This window comes from Bradyrhizobium sp. DN3, from assembly GCF_041357655.1.
Classification (GTDB): domain Bacteria; phylum Pseudomonadota; class Alphaproteobacteria; order Rhizobiales; family Xanthobacteraceae; genus Bradyrhizobium.
The window spans coordinates 198,143-215,887 of sequence record NZ_JAULLN010000012.1; the positions used below are offsets into that span (position 1 = coordinate 198,143).

Genomic DNA, 17,745 nt, shown 5'->3' on the forward strand with positions numbered 1-17,745 from the left:
GCATCCACTACCGCCGGCACAAACTGTACTTCTTCCGCTTCAGAGTGATCGCCCGCTGCTTCTCTCAACTGACGTCGCCCGCCAAACAACTGCTGCGGCGACAATTCGTGCGGTCGGGCTACCGAACAGACCGAGTCGCCGCTCAAGCCGCCGCACCGGCTCCGTGATAGCAGTATGCACTGTGTCCATTCTAAGCCTAACGGTCCAAACCGAACTGAAGACTCGCAGATCGCCCCATCATCTGGAAGATGGCTGCTGAACACCGCTTACGCCTAATCACCGATTACGCCAGCATCATCTGCAACCTAGAAAAGCCCCGGATTGTCATCTTTGCTTTGGGATCGGCTGGCTGCTCATCCGAGGATCTCCGTCGTCCTCGCGATTGTGGTCGGGATACTGGCAACGAACTCTCATAGGGCTTTACTGAGTCGCCTGTTAGGTTCGTGACCAATGTCGGAGAGCTGACGATACGCAGGCTGGGACAAAGCGCAGAATCAGCAATTTCAGTTGGCGCGCCGCTTGCTTTGTTCTCTGCGTCATCACCGATCGCTTCCAAGGAAGCGGGTCGTTGGCCCGATTAACCAGAGGCGGGAAGATTAGCTATGGTGGAAGCCGAGGTGCGGCGATGCATCAAGAAGCTGGCGAAAGAGCGTCGTCCGCTCGAAAACCTCCAACAGAGCGCGACCGGTTTTGCACGGATTGCGGGGGCCGATTTGAAAAGACGCAACCCAACGGTGTCCATAACCTAGTCAAGCCGCGTGCTCCTCTTGCTTTCCGGGCGAAATATCTGGGCATCTGTTTGGGTATTTCCAGGATGTGGTGGAAGTCATTTGTGCAGATATGAGTAAAAGCCCGACTATCCCGCCGATAAATGTAGCGACCACGCATCCTGCTGATGTGTATATGTCCCCCGTCAACTTGACAGCCAATGGCAGAGCACATCTGGGTCACGCTGCTGGGCCATTTCTCAGAATGGATATCGTACAGAAACATCTGAAGAGAGCGGGGCATCATGTCCGCTCTGGACTGACGACCGACGGCTTCGAGAACCATGTCTTGGTCCGAGCGGTCCGTGAGAACATTGACCCCTCGGACCTGGCACATGGCTTCCATGCTAGAATTGTTGAGGATCTCGCCTCCGTAGGTATCGTTTTCGATCATTTCGATGATCCGGCGTATGGCAGGAATCTGCAGCGCTTCTCGAATGTCAGCAACGCGCTCATGGATGCCTTGTTTGCAGCGGGCTCGCTCCATTTCCGCGCAGCACGCTTACCAGTGGACGACGCGGGTTCTACTGCCATGCAACCAGAAGAGCGCTTCTGCATTGGAGGCTGGTTTGGTGCAACCTGTCCAGTGTGCGAGGCATCTGCGGGTAGCTTCTTCTGCGAACAGTGTGGATATCATTTCGAGCCCGAAGAAGCTCTGAATCCGGTATCGAGGCGAGGGCGGATCGTAGAATGGACGGACAACATTTCCGCCTTTCTTTCAATTTCGGGAAACGACCGACTTCTCCAGGCGTGGGACGAGGCAGCCGTCGAATCTAGCTTTCTGGATATAGGGAAGCGGTATGTCGCACGCAAAGGACAGCAAATGCGATTGACAGTACCAGGCCTGCACGGGCTGGCTTGGGATTCGGGGCGTTTCGACAGCCAGCAGATATTGTTCAGCTACTCCTCGTTACTCTACGCTCATTCTCTCTATTGCGGACATAAAGACACAGAGGACTCCGGCAAGCTCAATCCTTTTGCCCGTGATTCCGATACTTTCCTGATCGGCGCCACCGGCATCGATAACACAATTCCGATGCTTGTCGGAGTTACAGGATGCGCATTGGGCCAAAACTCGTTTCGTCCATTTGATCGAATTTTCTTTAATCATTTCCTTAGACTGAACGGATCGAAGTTCTCCGCTAGTCGCAGTCACGTGATCTGGGCGGGTGAAATCACTCGAATTCCAAATATATCTATTGATGTTCTTAGAGTGTACCTGTCGGAAATCTGCCCGGAAGAAACCGAGACTGATTTGGTGTCAGAGCGGTTAGTCGATCGCTACAACGTAGTTTTCGATAGGATATCTGCAGCCATTGATCGCTGCACCGACTCCGTAAGCGCGATGCCGGCGCTCACCGGGTGTCACGTAGATGACGCGATGATGATCGCGCTGGATCGCCTCTACGAGGGGCAGTGCGCCGTCCTTTCGCTAGACCACCTGCGAGTGTCACAAGCTTCGAGAGCGGTCATCGAATGGCTCGATTGTCTTGATGAGAAGCCGGACCATCAGACCGCTTACACATGGCTGATGGGGTTCAGTATACTGGCCTGGCCGCTGATGCCCAAAATAACAGAAGCCTTGTGGCACTGGCTAGGTCATGGCGGCCATCCCGTTGCAGCATGCGCTTCGACGCCTTCATCCCAACGGATCGGAACAGTACCAAAAATCCATGGGCGCAGGTTAGCGGTTGCAGATATTGATCGATGCCTTCCGGGAAAATAGTAGCATGACACCTGCAGCGAACATCGTTCCCGCCGAGAAATTGCCCAATCAAGTCCCGTTGGAGATCTCAATTCCCTTTATGCTTGGCAGTATCAGCGTGGCCGCATCCTATGGCTCGAGCTTCTTTCTCGTGGATGCTCTGCGGTCCATTCGACAAAGCGCCACGACAGCCGGAGCCGTTATTTCGACCGGTACGATCGCCACAATACTGTGTTCGCTCGTAGCTGGCCGCATCGCGGACTCACTAGGCGTGATGCGAACCATCACCCTTGCCGCGGCGATGATGGCGATGGCGATGATATGTTTCGCATCAGCGCAAACTTTGACGCTTTTCGCTTACGTCGGCGGGCTTTTTCTTGGCATTGGATGGTCAGTCTTCTACATACTGGCGCCGCTTCAAGTCCTGGGTCACGTGCGAGCTGATGCTCGTATCAAGTATCTTACCTTGCTTTCGGGATCTCAAATGCTGGGCATCGGGCTTGCTGCCCCGCTCGCGCGCACCGTCGCGGAAAGTTCTGGTTCATACATCGCGGTTTACGCTTCATTCGCGGCTGCATGTCTCGTCGGTGCGATGCTTTTGGAGTTCGCCGGTAGGGCCCTGGCGCAAGCTCCTCAGATCAAAATGCCAACTGTACGACTCACCCTTGAAGGCGTGCTAGGAGCCCTCAAATCGAACACGCGCTATCCGATAATCATGATAGGCCTCGGGGCATGCGCTTTCGCCGGTCTTTCCACGTTCCAGACGCTTTACGCGGCATCGCGGTCGCAATCTGCCGACACGTTCTTTCTTGTATTCACGCTGACAGCCGTCTTCCTGCGGTTTGCGGTGGCCCCGATAATTGGAAAGTTTCGTCTTGAACGCGTAGCCGCGTTTCTTATCGTGTGCACCATCGCCGGGCTATTCATCCTATTCATGAATGCAGGTAGTGCGGCGCTCTACATCCTCGGAACAGCGATGTTCTCACTGGGATACGGGCTGAGCTATTCGACTCTGAACGGTATGGTTGTTTTCATTGCAGGTACGGATGGGACATCATTTGCCGTCGCTTCTCAAGTCTTCACGCTCTCCTATTTCATTGGCCTGTTCGGATTTCCATACATCGCCGGGCAGGTCGTGAAAGCCAGCAGCTTCGATGAACTGCTAATCAGCATGATGATGCTGATCGTCGCGAATGGTGTCCTTCTCGCAACTCAAGTCGTCTCGACCGGCCGGAAGCATTGAGCGGCTGTTTGCAAGGATCATGGGATGCTGAAGCAGGGCAACAGCGTTGATGTAATCGCGATCGGTGCAGGGCCGGCTAATCTGAGCTTGGCAGCCCTCGCAGCACCGATTCCGGAAATCTCTTTGCGAATCCTCGAAAGATCAGAAACGCTTAGATGGCATCCCGGTCTGCTTCTGGACGGTGCCGTTATGCAAACCAGCCCGCTAAAGGACTTGGTAACACCCGCGGATCCGACGAGCACGTACAGCTTCCTGGCCTACTTGCATGATAAACGGCGGATCTACCAAGCCATCGTCCGAGGACTCGCGTGTGTTAGCCGTAGTGAATTTGACGATTATCTGCGATGGGCAGCGGAAAAGCTGGCTAACGTTCAGTTCGGCGAGCGTGTTATTGCAGTCGAACTGCGCGACAAATCCTTCGATGTCATAACTGATCGCCGCAACTACCAAACCAGTACGGCGGTGCTGGGCGTGGGTCGGGTCCCGTCTATTCCCGATTGGGGCAGGAATGCACCGCCAAACGAGGTGTTTCACAGCAGTACCCTCCTCGTGCAGCGCCGCGAGCTTTCAAGCAAGCGTGTTGTGGTCGTAGGTGGCGGCCAAAGCGGGGCTGAAATATTTCTTCGTCTCCTGAGGGGGGCATACGGTCCGCTGGAAGCCCTGACCTGGGTGACGCGCCGGGCAAACATATTCGCCCTCGAAGATAGCCCCTTCGTCAATGAATGGTTCTTTCCGCAATATGGCGGCTGGTTCTTTGAGCAAAGCGAATCCACTCGGAAGCAAATTCTTGAGCGGCAGTCATTGGCGAGCGATGGCGTCAACTCCGCGACACTTCGCACGATCTACAGTGCACTTTACGATCGCGAGGTCCATCGCGAGTCCTACCCGGCTCACGTGGAAATACGCGTCGACACCACGGCGGACGAGTTGCGCAGCGTGTGCCCGTTTCGCCTGGGCTTACGTCAGCAGACGACAGGTATTTGCTCAGAACATGTCGCTGACATTATCGTCTTGGCCACCGGCTACCGCACTGAAATCCCTTCGTTTCTAGAGCCGATCGCAAGCCGACTGGCGGTTGTCAGCGCGCCTGGTGGCTCTCGTGAGATCGTGGTCGAGGAGGACTTTTCGGCTCGTTTTGACGGTCCCGAAAGATGTCGTTTGTACATACAGAACGGCGCACGCTTTCAACACGGCATCGCTGATACGAATCTCAGCCTAGTCCCTTGGCGTGCTTCAACCGTCCTCAACTCGATCATCGGCCGCGTAGCTTACGATTGCGGGCCTGCAACGGGCGTCGTCAAGTGGACTAGCACGGGGGTCGAGAGCTCCCGTTGAGCGGCGAGCGGTCGGCAGCATGCCGCGATCCAGCAGGACTTATTGGGAGTAGACCATGAAGAATGCGCAGCTGATGACCTTAGGCGACATAACGGTCTATAGCCCTGGTGTACTAATACAGGGCGTCAAGGGAATAGGTGATCCCAAGACCACTTGTCCGGTTGAACTCATCGAATTCCGGCTCGACCCGTTCGCGGTGTCGACGCCTCATTCCCATCCTTCCACCGAGATCTGGCGAATCACGAGCGGCCACGGTCAGGTGATGACCGATGATGGTGAGTTGGCCGTCAAGTCAGGGGATCTTGTGTTTCTGCGACCAGATCGAACCCATTATTTGGAAAACCGCGGCAGCGAAGTTCTGAGCGCCTTGTCCATCTCCTGGAAAGAAACCCGATGACCGACAGGATCTATGACTTAGCGGTCATTGGTGCCGGCGTCATGGGGCTCACTGCCGCCTTCATCGCAGCGAGCGATAGCCCGAAGAAGAGAATCGCCATCTTCGAACGGGATATCGTTGGGGCAGGTGCCAGTGGGTTGGCCCCCGGAATCCAAATCAACATTTGTCGGAACGAGAAGGAAAGGAGCCTCATCAATCGTGGTTCGAAATTCTGGCGAGAGGTCTATCCCCATTGGCCCAATGGCCGAGACTGTGATGTGTTTTGGCTGACGCGCGATCCCAACGAACTCGCGCGACGGAGCAGCGTGGGCGGTACCACCCCTTCAACATCTTTCGCGTTGGCCGAGAGACTTTCCTCGCTGCCGCGGTTTTTAGTTCCGCCCGACGTGGCCGTGTCGCTGGATCGGGGATCGTACTGCCCAGTCGATTCCATTCTTCAGGATCTGGCCCAAAGGCTCAAGACCGTCGGGATTTCGATTTACGAGGGCAGTTCAATTGAAAGGATATGGCAGGGACCAAGCGATATTCTTCTTCAGACCTCTCATGACAGCGAACTCTCGGCAAGGCGGGCCATCCTCGCAATTGGCCCCTGGTTACCAGAGTCACCATTGCGTCGGCATCTTACAGACGAACCGCGATTGCGAGTTAAAAAAGTCGTCGCGCTTCACCTGGCGGCGCGCCCCACCCCAAACTGTCCAATGATCGGCTTGTTCGACGACTACGCTTTCCTCATTCCCATGATTGAGCAAGGATATTGGTTGTTCAGTTTTACCTCGCAGGAATGGGATGTGAGGCCCGACATCAATGGGCTGCGCGTCAGCTCGGATGATCTGGCGCGTGCAACCGCAATACTGGCAAAATGGTTTTCCTCTGACGTTCCCGCGGTGGCGTCAGTGCGCGTGTTTTGCGACTGCTATTCTGACGATGGTGTCCCGTTCTCCCGTCCAGCCAGAGATGTCGCCGGTCTGCATGTCATTGGTGGTGGTGCGGGTAACGGGTTTCGTTTTGGGCCCGCGTGTGCGGAAGAGGCAGTACGATCCCTGTATTCTCCGTATCGACATGGCGGCGCGACATGAGGGGAAGGCATATGCCGGATACGATTGGTATCGAAGCCAACCTCTCTCATAATTTTGCAGATACCGGTTATGGCGTTACCTCGAGATCGACCATGATTGTTGATCTCAGCGCCATTGAATCCAATTATCGGAGGTTTCAGGCGCTTGCGCCGTACAGCGCTTGCGGCTTAGTTGTCAAGGCAGACGCCTACGGTCTTGGCGCGGCGCGTATCGCGCCGTTTCTCGCTCGCATTGGCTGCAGGCATTTCTTCGTAGCCGATGTGGAGGAAGGTATCGCCGTGCGGGATGTGCTGCCATCATCTGCGAGGATCTACCTGCTTCACGGTGTTATGCCAGGTATGGAGCCGGCTGCCGAGCATCATGATTTATTGCCAATCCTGAATAGCAGCGAACAATTGGATGCATGGCTTCGGCATTGCCGACTTCGCAATCGGGCGTTGCCAGCGGGTATTCATGTCGACACGGGCTTGTCCCGACTAGGGTTTCCTATTGATGAGTTGCAGAAACTCGCCGACGATGAAAACGGGCTGTCGGAGTTGCCTATAGCGCTGTTCATGAGTCAACTCGCCTGCGCGGAGTTGCGAAATGAGGTCAGTCTTCAGCAATTAGATCGGTTCCGCGAACTGACCCATTTGTTTCCGAAAGCTATTCTGTCACTATCGAACTCGGCGGGACTATTCGCCGGGAGTGAATTTCATTTTGACCTCATAAGATCGGGTGGAGGGATTTTCGGCTTCTCGACCTCCGATGATCCCGACTTCAAGCCATCGCAAGTCGTCCGTCTGCGAACGCAAATCATTCAATGTCGAGAAGTGAAGCAGGGGGAAGCTATCGGATACCACAGGTCCTACACAGTGAAGAGGCGGATGCGTGTCGCTACAGCGTCCATTGGTTATGGAGACGGGTTTCCGCGTATTCTGGGCAATCGGGGGCACGTCTTCGTATGTGGTACCCGTGTGCCAATCGTCGGCTTAGTTTCGATGGATCTTATTACTATTGACGTAACGGATCTGCCCGAGAGTTGGACTCCGCCGGGTACCGTGGTCGACCTGATCTGCCCCGAGCAAACAGTTGGGGATGTGGCTTCAGCCGCGAAAATGCTGAGCGACGAACTGACCACCGCGATCGGACGGCGGTGCCATAGGGTGTATGCTTCAGCCCAACGAGATGATATGAGGCACCCGTGAACTCACCCGCCCTCCACTCCCGGCAAATCAATCGAGCGATCTATCTGGGCGACGAAGGGACACGTCTCATGCGTCCGAACTACTTCACCGCTCAGGTGCGTCAGTTCCATGACTGTGAGAGAGTCTTCTATCTCGATCTCTTGTGCTCGAACCGATACGATTTGATCATTGAGGTAGGTTGTAGTTGCTATCGCCTCATCGGCGTCAAAAAGGCTGACAATGATTACCTTGGGATCGACATAAACCCACCTCGTGCACGACGGCTAAAAAAGGGAAATGGAGCAGTTATCCGCTGTGAGGCTAACAAGTTCTTCAAAAGAACGCGGCTGATCGATGAGATAATGCGGCGATATGACGGAAGGGTACTTTGTATATTGCCGTTTAATTTTCTTGGTACGATGGATGCGCCAATGGAGTTTCTCGCACGGGTGTGCCAGGCGCCCTTTGATCTCGCTTTGTCGCTCTTTTCAACTGGCGAGACGGCAACCGTAGCTCGCCTGGAATACTACAATCTTTGCGGCATCAACGTTCAGGGTGTGGTGCGTACCGATGACTATGTCCGCTTGGACTGCTCCAACGGTTTTCAGGCGTTCGCTTTCGATCCGCTCTTTCTGAAGAACCGCATATCGACCTTTGGCTTCCGCTTGAATGAAGCAGGGTATTATGACGTCTGTAACTTCCTCCATTTCAAAAAGAGCGCTCCTGAAGATTGTTCGCCTTGTAAGGCAAACTGAAGGGCTTGGGCTTTTGCGTGTGGCGCGGCACGGCGTCGTTGTTTAGGCCGACGTACGAACAAGCGTGGTACATGGCGTTTCTCGGGCGTATTACGAGAAAGATCTGGAAAACGCGATCCCTATCGCAGGCGGCCGGGCGCAAAAGCACGGTGGCGTCAGTATCGAACATTTGAGACCCCAAACGGTGGCTGGCCATCACGACAAGGGGCGGGACGTACTCAAGTTCATGGTGGCGGCCCACCGTTGTCGAGCCGCAGCGGCCGAGGAGGCGGTGCCGGTTGCTCCCTTGCTGCGGCCGCCGGCCGACGTGGACGCCGTCAGCGCCGGCGCGTTGCCCGGGAGCGAGCTCGGGATAAGGCCTCATAGCAGAGCCTGCCGGATTCAGAAGGCGGCAGTGCTCGGCGACGCCTCGGCTTTGCGCAGCTGCGTCGCCGCGCGTGGCACCACGACGTGGAAAGACGTCCGGACCGCGAGCTAGTGTCAGACGTACTGCACCAATTTGAGGTAATCGTCTGTGAGGACTGGTGAGCGAATCGAACAGGCCGCGTCTTGAAGGAAGGTGGTCAGAGTCTGACTGGCGCGATTGCGGCGTTCGAAAGATTGCCGTGCCGGCGCGCGAGTACGGAGAGTTGCTAATTCGGAACTAACGAGCTCAGCCGCTGCTCCGGCGCAATCTGAGGCCGAGAAGCAACCAGCGGACATGACAGCCTGTGCCAGTCCCAGTGTGGTGAGCCAACCCGCATAGATCAGCACGGCACCGTCTGTCTCATTGAGCGCAGAGAGTTCCTCAATTGCAGCAGCATGGACTGATGCCGCACCAACAGACCGAAAGAGATCGGCTATCTCGTCACGCGTGGCTTTAGAGAGGAGGCAGCGGCCGAGATGTGATAGGAGCGCCTCGGTCGGACCTTCGAAGATGCGGAGGATGCGAGCGTCTCGATAGATCTTGGCTAAAGGCGTTCCCTCATCGTAACCACGGCCACCTAACAGCTGGACACATTGATCAGCGACAAGGCCGCACCACTCCGAGGACAAAACCTTCGTTGCCGACGCAAGGTGGACGTTAGGGGCGCCCTGCGCTGAAACAAGTCGGCAGGATGCGGCCAGCATCGCCTTCACGACTTCCCGCCGCAGCACCATCTGCCCAAATAACTGCTCGATGTAGCTGTTCTCGATCATGCGCAGTTTACCGAGTCGACGATGGCTTGCATAAGAGGCTGCGACCTGGATAGCGCGCTCAAGCGCTCCAAGACCCATAGCAGCCACACCGATACGGCCGCGGTTCATACTAGATGCCGCCGCGCCCCAGCCGTCTTGATCGCGAGAGAGCACGTAAGCACTCGGCACCTCGACATCCTGGAACTCCAGACTATTCTGAATAATGCCGCGTAGACCGAGTGTGCGATGCTCGTGCGTGACCTTTAGGCCTGGAGCCTGCCTGTCAACGAGTACACCAACGAGCCGGCCTTTCGCATCGGGACCAGACGCGCGCGCAAAGCAAACGATCCAGCGAGCCCAGTCGGCGAGGCCGATCCAGATCTTGCGGCCAGAGATACGAACTTTATCTTCGCGCATGAGAGCCGAAGCCTCTATATGCCTCGGGGCAGAGCCAGCTCCAGGCTCCGTCAAAGCGAAAGCGCAGAGATCGCCGCGTGTTGCACCCCAAATGATATTTTTTTGTTCGGGGATGTGCGGTGCCGCTTCGATGCAGGGCAAGGCCAGGAAGTTATGGATAACGAGCGTAGAGGCAGCGGAGACATCGAAGGATGCAGTGGCGGAGATGAGGTTGATGGCCTCTTGCAAGGGAAGAGCTAATCCGCCGTGCTCTCCTGGTGTGGTGAGCCCGAACAGTCCATGCTTTGCCAACATGCTGTGTAGGGTCGGAGGGAATGCTCGGCGGTCATCCGCGTCTGCGAAATTCAGCTGACTGAGGTCAGCGATCAAACTGGAGTATAGTGCAGCTGCACGACCTTCAGCTGTGCGTTCCTGCGCCTCCCCGCATTGGGCGTAAACCTGAGTGTACATAGCCATAAGGCCCACAATGATCCCGGCCGCGCTTGGTGCCAATTCATCCCCGTGGCTAGCTCGGCTACACATTGGTATAGTGTGGATGCAAGCGCAGTATAAGCAGGCTGTCTGGACCGGCATTTTATTGTGGCCGCCGCGCGGGCTCCCATCAAGATGCGTCTTGTCGATATGACCTATCGGAGGCGCACGCTCGTTTCAGTGACCTCCCATTCTCCTCAAGACTCACTCAGGTTGTCGATTGGTGTTTCGTCCCAAAGAGAGCCGCCTGGGGAGAGATCCGTCATGCACCGATCGCCAGCATAGCGAGGCGATACGTGACATAGATGGAAGCGAGGATGTCGTCGGCGGACTTGGTCCATTTGAATGGCCGGGAATCGGCGTTGTGATGATCGATGAAGTGGCAAGAAATACCCCGACGGCCTGCGTTGCGATGAAGCGGCCGTTGATGGGCGGAACGGTATGGAGATCGAGCGCGAGGCTAGGCGGATCCTCTGGAAAGCACATCAAGGCGGGATCGACGTCGCGCGGTTGGTTTTTATCGAGGAGACGTGGATCCTGCATCTGACTGCTCGGGACCTCCGCCGCGCGGCGGTCGACGATGGCCGTGCCAGCGAGGGAAGAGCTAGAGCTCCGGTCGCCCCACCTCGCCGCGAAACAGCTCTGATGCACGATGCAGGACCGCAGCGGCACCGGCCAGTCGATTCCGGGTGCTATTGCGCCCACGTCGATGCTCGCCAGAAGCTTCGGATGGCTCGAGAGGCAGTCTCGAGCTGGCCAAGATCAAGTCTTTGAGTCGAACTTGTATGAGGCCTGAAAGAATGTACCCCAGCGCTCCATACTGTACTTCGCAAATGAGGGCGAGTGCTCGATGCAGCCGTTACCGCAGTGCATGGACCCGGCGTCCCTTTTGGTCCACATGGCCCAATAGCGGCCACCAAAGCCGACGCTGATGTTGCTGGTGACGAAGTAGGACAGCACGCCTTCAAGCTGGACGCCGCCGCCACCATTGCCGCGTTGTTCCGTGAACGTGGTCTCGGGACGCAGGAGGTGATTGTCTCGCCCGATGAAATCAGTCCAGGGCAGGTAAGCGACATCAGCGTTCAAGCGCCAACGCTCGGTCAGCATGGTTTCGGCGCTCAGGCCGATCCGAGGTGCATTCCATTGAGTATCCTCGCTGCCAACGATCCTGTTGTCACCCGGCTTCAGACATCGATGCCGCGGATTAGCGAACTCAACGCAACCGATCGAGTCCGAGCTCTGGCCGTAATAGGTCCAGCCTATGAATCCACCGACTTTGTAGTTGGTGCTGCGCAGGAAATCGTAACCGACGTCGGCTGTGTAATATGTGAACCTTCCATTTGTCTGACCTGAAAGGGTGTTCTGGTAGGACCGTCCCTTGTGGGGTACCCAATCTTCATCGTTAACTTTCCCTTTGTTGAAGCCCCCGATACCAAGGTTGCTCTTCAGGAACACTCCCAAGGGACTGTCAACACGGCCAAATAACTCCCCGGAGAATCCGTCCAGTCCATGATACGTGAGCCTTGATATCAGCAAGCCGGGATCTTGGTCTTGGTCCGCTGCGCTGTGATCCCACTGGAATCTTCCCCGGCTGAGCCAGAGCCGCGAGCCGCCTTCGAATGACCAGCCGGGCGCGTAGGGGATGGGCTGCACGCTCGTGGGTGCCTTCGTGTAGAGCGGAGCATTAGACCATTCTGCGCCGTTTAGGTCGGCGTCGAAATGGTAGTTAAGGCCAATCCTTCCGATGTGGTAGTTGCTGGACAGGCTGGTTGTGTTCGCCGGCAGAATCGCAAACGGCGGAAACTGCACTGTCGAAGCCGTCGCGACGCCCGGTCCGCCAAAGTGCAGATAGTCATACTCGACGTTCACCGACCATGCAGGCGCAATCGCTTGCTCGATGCCCAGCCCGATGACGCCACCGAGACGACCATAGTCGAAATGGGTTTTCTCCTGAGGCACGTAGCCGGCTTCAAAGTTGTTGACGACATCGCCTCTATTGTTTTGCCAGGCTACGCCTCCCTTGAGATACGCCAGCGTGTGGCCGAGTGCGCCAAAGGCGTAACCAATTCGGCCAGTCCCGGTGGCGAAGAGGTTGGGACCTGCGATGCAGTTTGCGCTCACAACCAGGCCCGAATGAGCGAGGCAGGTATTTGTGCCTTCGGAAACGACACCGCTGGCATCCAGTTCGACGCCAAACACCCAGCTGCTGTTCTGCCAATTGTAGCCGATCTGGCCACCCGCAAGAAATGCCGGGCTTTCCACGATACCGCCATAGATCGATGGACCGTAGGGATTGCTGAAGGAGGTTCGGCCGTACCCACCGCCGACGTGTCCGCCGATATAGCCACCCGACCAGTTCCATACGACCAGCGGCAGCTTCGGTTCTGGCTCAAGGCGCGCGTTGGCCGCACCGCTGGCCATGACTGCAATTGTCGTGGCACCCAACAGAAGAACTCTCGATTTCATCAAAGACCCTGCACTTTCCCGGTCCACACCGGCTTCCTAAGATATCGCCGCACGGCAAATAGTCGGAGCAGACTGACACTCGCGGTAACGCGCGCCAGATCCGCTCCGAAAATCACCGCACCGCGTTAGGTGATGATGCACCGAAGGAAGCAACCCGCGTGCCGAACTGAATTCGTATGTTTTGCAGGAATTTCGTCGATTTGTTGCGTCATCTTGCTGACTAATTGTCTCAAGTTTTACAATCGGAGCTTCCGACAGTCCCTTCATCGCCGAATAATTTGCAAGGTAGGCTCTAATGCGCGACGTGCATCTGTCGTGGAGTGGTCGCGCGGACGCGCCGCTCGCGCATTCTGCCCTCCGAACCGGAGCATATCTTGTGCTTCGCGCAGACCCGGAGCGGCAAAGGCGTCGGCCTCGTCATCCCTCGCTGCTGACTTGGCCAGGATCTGCGATCGCACACGACATCAAGGGCGAGAACTGGCAGCGCTTCCGTGCCCGGCACGGCCGCGTACTTCTCTTCGATCCGACCAATGCGAAGTCATCAGCCTACAACCCGTTGCTGGAGGTTAGGCACGGCGAGCGGGAGGTGCGCGATGTCCAGAACATTGCCGACATCCTCGTCGACCCCGAAAGGCAGCCTCGAGAAGCGAAACCATTGGGAGAAGACCAGTCACACGCTCCTGGTTGGCGCGATTCTCCACGTCCTCTACGCCGAGGAGGACAAGACGCTCGCCGGCGTCGCAGCCTTCCTGTCCGATCCCAAGCGGCCGATCGAATCGACGCTTGCGGCGATGATGCTGATCGCGCATCTCGGCGAGGCCGGCGTCCATCCGGTCGTTGCCTCCGCCGCGCGCGAACTGCTGAACAAGTCCGGCAACGAGCGCTCCGGTGTCCTGAGAGCAACGCGATGTCGTTCCTCGGCCTCTATCGAGATCCCGTGGTGGCCGAGGTGACGCGACGCTGCGACTGGCGGATTAGTGACATCGTCGGCGGAGACCGAGCGACCACGCTGTACCTCGTCGTACCGCCATCGGACATTAACCGCACCAAGCGGCGGATCCGGCTGATCCTCAACCAGATCGGCCGCCGCCTGACCGAGCATCTCCAGGCGAAGGCCAGGCGGCGCCGGCTCCTCCTGATGCTCGACGACTTCCTGGCGCTCGGCCGGCTCGATTTCTTTGAGTCGGCGCTCGCCTTCATGGCTGGTTACGGCATCAAGAGTTTTCTGATCGCCCAGTCGCTGAACCAGATCAAGAAGGTCTACGGGCCAAACAACTCGATCCTCGACAACTGTCATGTCCAGGTCCCGGCGACGATCTCGGATTGTGAGGCAGGCATGGTCGCGAAGAAGAAAGCTCAGATGTCGGTCTATTTGTATCGACCACTTCAAGCCGATTCAGCGAACGGATCGTATGGGCAGTCCATACGTACAGTTCTCAACCATCGGGCCAGCCCGCCGCAAAGCGTCTTCCCTCGGAGGCTTACTGACATATGGCATTTAAATCATGTTCACCGCCACTCCGTGGCTGTTCGGCATAGCGCGGACATACGCGCAGCACCAACGAACGAAAATGATCTGTCGCTCAACTGCGAGCGCTAGGCGGGTCCAACCCCGCTCCGCAAGCAAGAGACCTCTCGATAGCCAGACTTGTTGCAAAGCGCGCGCACCGTGTCCGAGGTGCGACGATGTGTGAAGATGCGAACAGGCTGCTTTGGGGGCCAAGTTGTAATTCAAAGAGTTCCTTCTTGGCACGACTAATGCTTTGGGTTGGCCGGCGACGCCGCCGGACCAGGATAATACCCTCGAGCAAGCGCGGCGATATCCAAAGAATGGAGCAGCAGATAGATGACATTGATCATGATCTCATTCCTCATCCAGAAACAACTGCAATGGAGCTTGCAAAAACTCGTGCCACTCAAGCGGCGGATGAACCATGCCGATAACAATGCCGCGTCCAACCACCCGCCCCACCGTGCTTTCGTTCCAGTTCGAGTGCTGTCAAGGCTGCCGACATCTTCATCTCGATCGGTCGCGTGCCTTCTAGCGCTGGTCCTGACCTGCGCCTTCTTGACAGATGGCATGTCAGCCGAGGCTCCTTCGAGCTCCGTGAGGCTCTCCAGCTTTACGCTTGACAACGGCCTGCAGGTGGTCGTGATCCCGGACCATCGCACACCGGTGGTGACGCAGATGATCTGGTACAAGGTAGGCTCCGCTGACGAGACGGCGGGCAAATCGGGGCTCGCACATTTCCTCGAGCACCTGATGTTCAAGGGCACCTCGAAGCATCCGGTCGGCGAATTCTCCCAGACGGTGCATCGCACCGGAGGCAACGAGAACGCCTCAACCTCGGTCGACTACACCAACTACTATCAGCAGGTGCCGCGCGAGCAGTTGCCGACCATGATGAAATTCGAGGCCGATCGCATGACCGGGCTCGTGCTCAAGGACGACAACGTGCTGCCCGAGCGCGACGTCGTGCTCGAAGAACGCAACATGCGCGTTGCCAACAGTCCCGCGGCGCGGCTGAGCGAGCAAATTCAGAGGGCACTCTACCTCAATCACCCCTATGGACGGCCGATCATCGGTTGGCGGCAAGAGATCGAAAAATTGGATCGCGAGGATGCCCTGGCTTTCTACCGCCGCTTCTATGCGCCGAACAACGCGATCCTGGTGATCGCCGGCGACGTCGAGGTCGCCGACGTGCGCCCGCTGGTCGAGCGCAATTTCGGTCCGATCCCGGCACAGCCGGCGATCCCCGCGCAACGCATCCGTCCGCAGGAGCCGGAGCCGGCCGCTCCGCGCACCGTTACGCTGTCGGATCCGCGCGTCGAGCAGCCCAGCGTGCACCGCCATTATGTGGTGCCCTCGGCGATGACCGCCGCAGCCGGCGAGAGCGCCGCGCTTCACGTGCTCGCGCAACTGATGGGCAGGGACTACAACTCTTATCTTTACCGCGCGCTCGTGGTCGACAAACCGCTCGCGGTCTCGGCCAGCGCCAGCTATCGGGACATCTCGCTCGACCCGAGCGAGTTCTCGATCTCGGCCTCGCCCAAGCAGGGTGTCAGCTTCGCGGAGGTCGAGCAGGTGATCGACGACGTCATCGCGGACATCGTAAAGAAGCCGATTGGCGCCGAGGATCTCGAGCGGGTCAAGACCCAGCTCATTGCCCGAGCAATCTACGCCCAAGACGATCAGGCGGTGTTGGCGAGCTTGTATGGCAGAGCGTTGACGATAGGCCTGTCCACCGAGGACATCCGCAGCTGGCCGGATCGCATCCGCGCCGTCACCGCCGAACAGGTGCGCGCCGCCGCGCAAAAATGGCTCGAGAAGAAGCGCTCGGTCACCGGCTACCTGATCAAGGATACCGCCACCGCCACCGCCAAGCGCGAGGAGAAGCGTTCGTGACCTATCCGTTCCTCCGCATGCGCGGCATCGCGCTCTCCGTCGTGACCTCCGTGACGCTCTCCTTGGCGTCCATCTCGCCCTCGCAGGCGGCGGCCAAGATCCAGCACATGATCTCGCCGGGCGGCATCGAAGCCTGGTTCGTGCAGGACGCAACGGTGCCGCTGATCGCCATGGAATATTCCTTCGCCGGCGGCTCGGCGCAGGATCCCAAGGACAAGTCGGGCGTCGCCAATCTCGTCGGCGAGCTCCTCGACGAGGGCTCCGGCAATCTCGACTCCAAGACCTTCCATGAACGGCTCGACCGCCGCGCCATCGAACTCTCCTTCAACGCCACCCGCGACACGTTCCGCGGCAGCCTGCGCATGCTGCGCGACAACAAGGACGAGGCCTTCGACCTGCTCAGGATGGCGCTAACCTCGCCGCATTTCGACACGGCCGACGTCGAGCGCATCCGCTCGCAGGTCATCTCGGGGCTGCGCCGCGAGACCACCAATCCGACATCGCTGGCGAGCCGCAAGTTCCTCGAGGTCGCCTTCGGCGATCACCCGTACGGCCGGCAGACCAACGGCAACCTCGATAGCGTGCCGACCATCGCGGTCGCCGACTTGAAGGATTATGTCGGCCGCGTGCTCGCCAAGGATGGGCTGAAGATCGCGGTCGTCGGCGACATCGATCCGGCCACGCTCGGCAAGCTGCTCGACCACACCTTTGGTAGCCTCCCCGCCAAGGCCAATCTCACGCCGGTCCCCGACGTCGAGGCCGCAAAGCCGCCGCAACGCGCCTTCGTGACGCTCGACGTGCCGCAGACGGTGATCGCCTTCGGTGGCCCCGGCGTGAAGCGCAGCGATCCCAACTTCATGGCCGCCTACGTCGTCAACCACATCCTCGGCGGTGATGGATTGTCCTCCCGGCTCTTTCGCGAGGTCCGCGAGAAGCGCGGGCTGGCCTATTCCGTTTACGAATCGCTGCTGTGGATGGAGCATTCGGCGCTCTTCATCGGCAATACCGGCACGCGCGCCGACCGCGCCGGCGTCAGCATCGACGCCGTCGAGAGAGAGGTCCGCCGGATCGCCCAGGCGGGACCGACGCAGAAGGAGCTCGACGAGGCCAAGTCCTACCTCAAGGGCTCGCAGATGCTGGAGCTCGACTCTTCCTCCAAGCTCGCGCAGGAGCTGTTGCAGTATCAGCAGGACAAGCTGCCGATCGGCTATATCGAGAAGCGCAACGCCATCATCGATGCCGTGACGATGGACGACGCCAAGCAGGCTGCCAAACGCCTGTGGGGTCAGGGCCTCCTTACCGTCGTCGTCGGCCGGGCACCCCAGGCGGCCGCGCAGCCCGCCGCAGCGACCCCGCCGAAGTCGGACTGAAGTGCCTCATGGC

Annotated in this window: 12 protein-coding genes and 1 pseudogene; 11 read left to right on the top strand and 2 right to left on the bottom strand. The window is 58.0% G+C overall.

Annotation, left to right across the window (positions count from 1 at the left end):
• The first annotated feature begins 602 nt into the window (after positions 1-602).
• The 8 genes from AAE027_RS19665 (at position 603) to AAE027_RS19700 (ending at position 8,444) form a co-directional block, all read left to right on the top strand.
• A complete protein-coding gene (locus AAE027_RS19665; protein ID WP_370987048.1) occupies positions 603-749 on the top strand; it encodes a hypothetical protein in 147 nt (48 codons plus the stop codon).
• A gap of 67 nt (positions 750-816) precedes the next feature.
• Complete coding sequence (locus AAE027_RS19670) at positions 817-2,493, top strand: class I tRNA ligase family protein (RefSeq protein ID WP_479714231.1); 1,677 nt, start codon at positions 817-819, stop codon at positions 2,491-2,493.
• Between the two features lie 4 nt (positions 2,494-2,497).
• The gene (locus AAE027_RS19675) at positions 2,498-3,715 is read left to right on the top strand and encodes an MFS transporter (protein ID WP_370987046.1); all 1,218 of its coding nucleotides are present in this window, start codon (positions 2,498-2,500) and stop codon (positions 3,713-3,715) included.
• A gap of 24 nt (positions 3,716-3,739) precedes the next feature.
• Positions 3,740-5,050: a lysine N(6)-hydroxylase/L-ornithine N(5)-oxygenase family protein gene (locus tag AAE027_RS19680; RefSeq protein ID WP_370987045.1), complete on the top strand. Its 1,311-nt coding sequence runs from the start codon at positions 3,740-3,742 to the stop codon at positions 5,048-5,050.
• Positions 5,051-5,105: 55 nt separating this feature from the next.
• Positions 5,106-5,447 (top strand): cupin domain-containing protein, encoded by a 342-nt coding sequence (locus AAE027_RS19685; protein WP_370987044.1) that lies wholly within the window; start codon positions 5,106-5,108, stop codon positions 5,445-5,447.
• Positions 5,444-6,523, top strand: a complete 1,080-nt coding sequence (locus AAE027_RS19690) for an NAD(P)/FAD-dependent oxidoreductase (RefSeq protein ID WP_370987043.1) — start codon at positions 5,444-5,446, stop codon at positions 6,521-6,523. Before AAE027_RS19685 ends, AAE027_RS19690 begins: the two co-directional genes overlap by 4 nt.
• Before the next feature lie 11 nt (positions 6,524-6,534).
• A complete protein-coding gene (gene alr / locus AAE027_RS19695; RefSeq protein ID WP_370987042.1) occupies positions 6,535-7,710 on the top strand; it encodes an alanine racemase in 1,176 nt (391 codons plus the stop codon).
• A complete protein-coding gene (locus AAE027_RS19700; RefSeq protein ID WP_245471395.1) occupies positions 7,707-8,444 on the top strand; it encodes a hypothetical protein in 738 nt (245 codons plus the stop codon). Before alr ends, AAE027_RS19700 begins: the two co-directional genes overlap by 4 nt.
• Positions 8,445-8,924: 480 nt before the next feature.
• Here the strand turns inward: AAE027_RS19700 and AAE027_RS19705 are convergent, their stop codons facing one another.
• The gene (locus AAE027_RS19705) at positions 8,925-10,592 is read right to left on the bottom strand and encodes an acyl-CoA dehydrogenase family protein (RefSeq protein WP_130218205.1); all 1,668 of its coding nucleotides are present in this window, start codon (positions 10,590-10,592) and stop codon (positions 8,925-8,927) included.
• A 660-nt stretch (positions 10,593-11,252) separates the two neighbouring features.
• Entirely contained in the window at positions 11,253-12,935 is a 1,683-nt protein-coding gene (locus tag AAE027_RS19710; RefSeq protein ID WP_370987040.1) for an outer membrane protein, read from the bottom strand.
• Between the two features lie 380 nt (positions 12,936-13,315).
• Here AAE027_RS19710 and AAE027_RS19715 point away from each other — a divergent pair.
• The 3 genes and pseudogenes from AAE027_RS19715 to AAE027_RS19725 form a co-directional block, all read left to right on the top strand.
• Positions 13,316-14,280 (top strand): annotated as a pseudogene (locus AAE027_RS19715) (type IV secretory system conjugative DNA transfer family protein); the annotation flags it as partial.
• Positions 14,281-15,036: 756 nt separating this feature from the next.
• Positions 15,037-16,362 carry a M16 family metallopeptidase gene (locus tag AAE027_RS19720; RefSeq protein ID WP_370987039.1) on the top strand — a complete coding sequence of 442 codons (1,326 nt, stop codon included), beginning with the start codon at positions 15,037-15,039 and terminating at the stop codon, positions 16,360-16,362.
• A complete protein-coding gene (locus AAE027_RS19725) occupies positions 16,359-17,732 on the top strand; it encodes a M16 family metallopeptidase (protein WP_370987038.1) in 1,374 nt (457 codons plus the stop codon). Before AAE027_RS19720 ends, AAE027_RS19725 begins: the two co-directional genes overlap by 4 nt.
• Positions 17,733-17,745 lie beyond the last annotated feature (13 nt).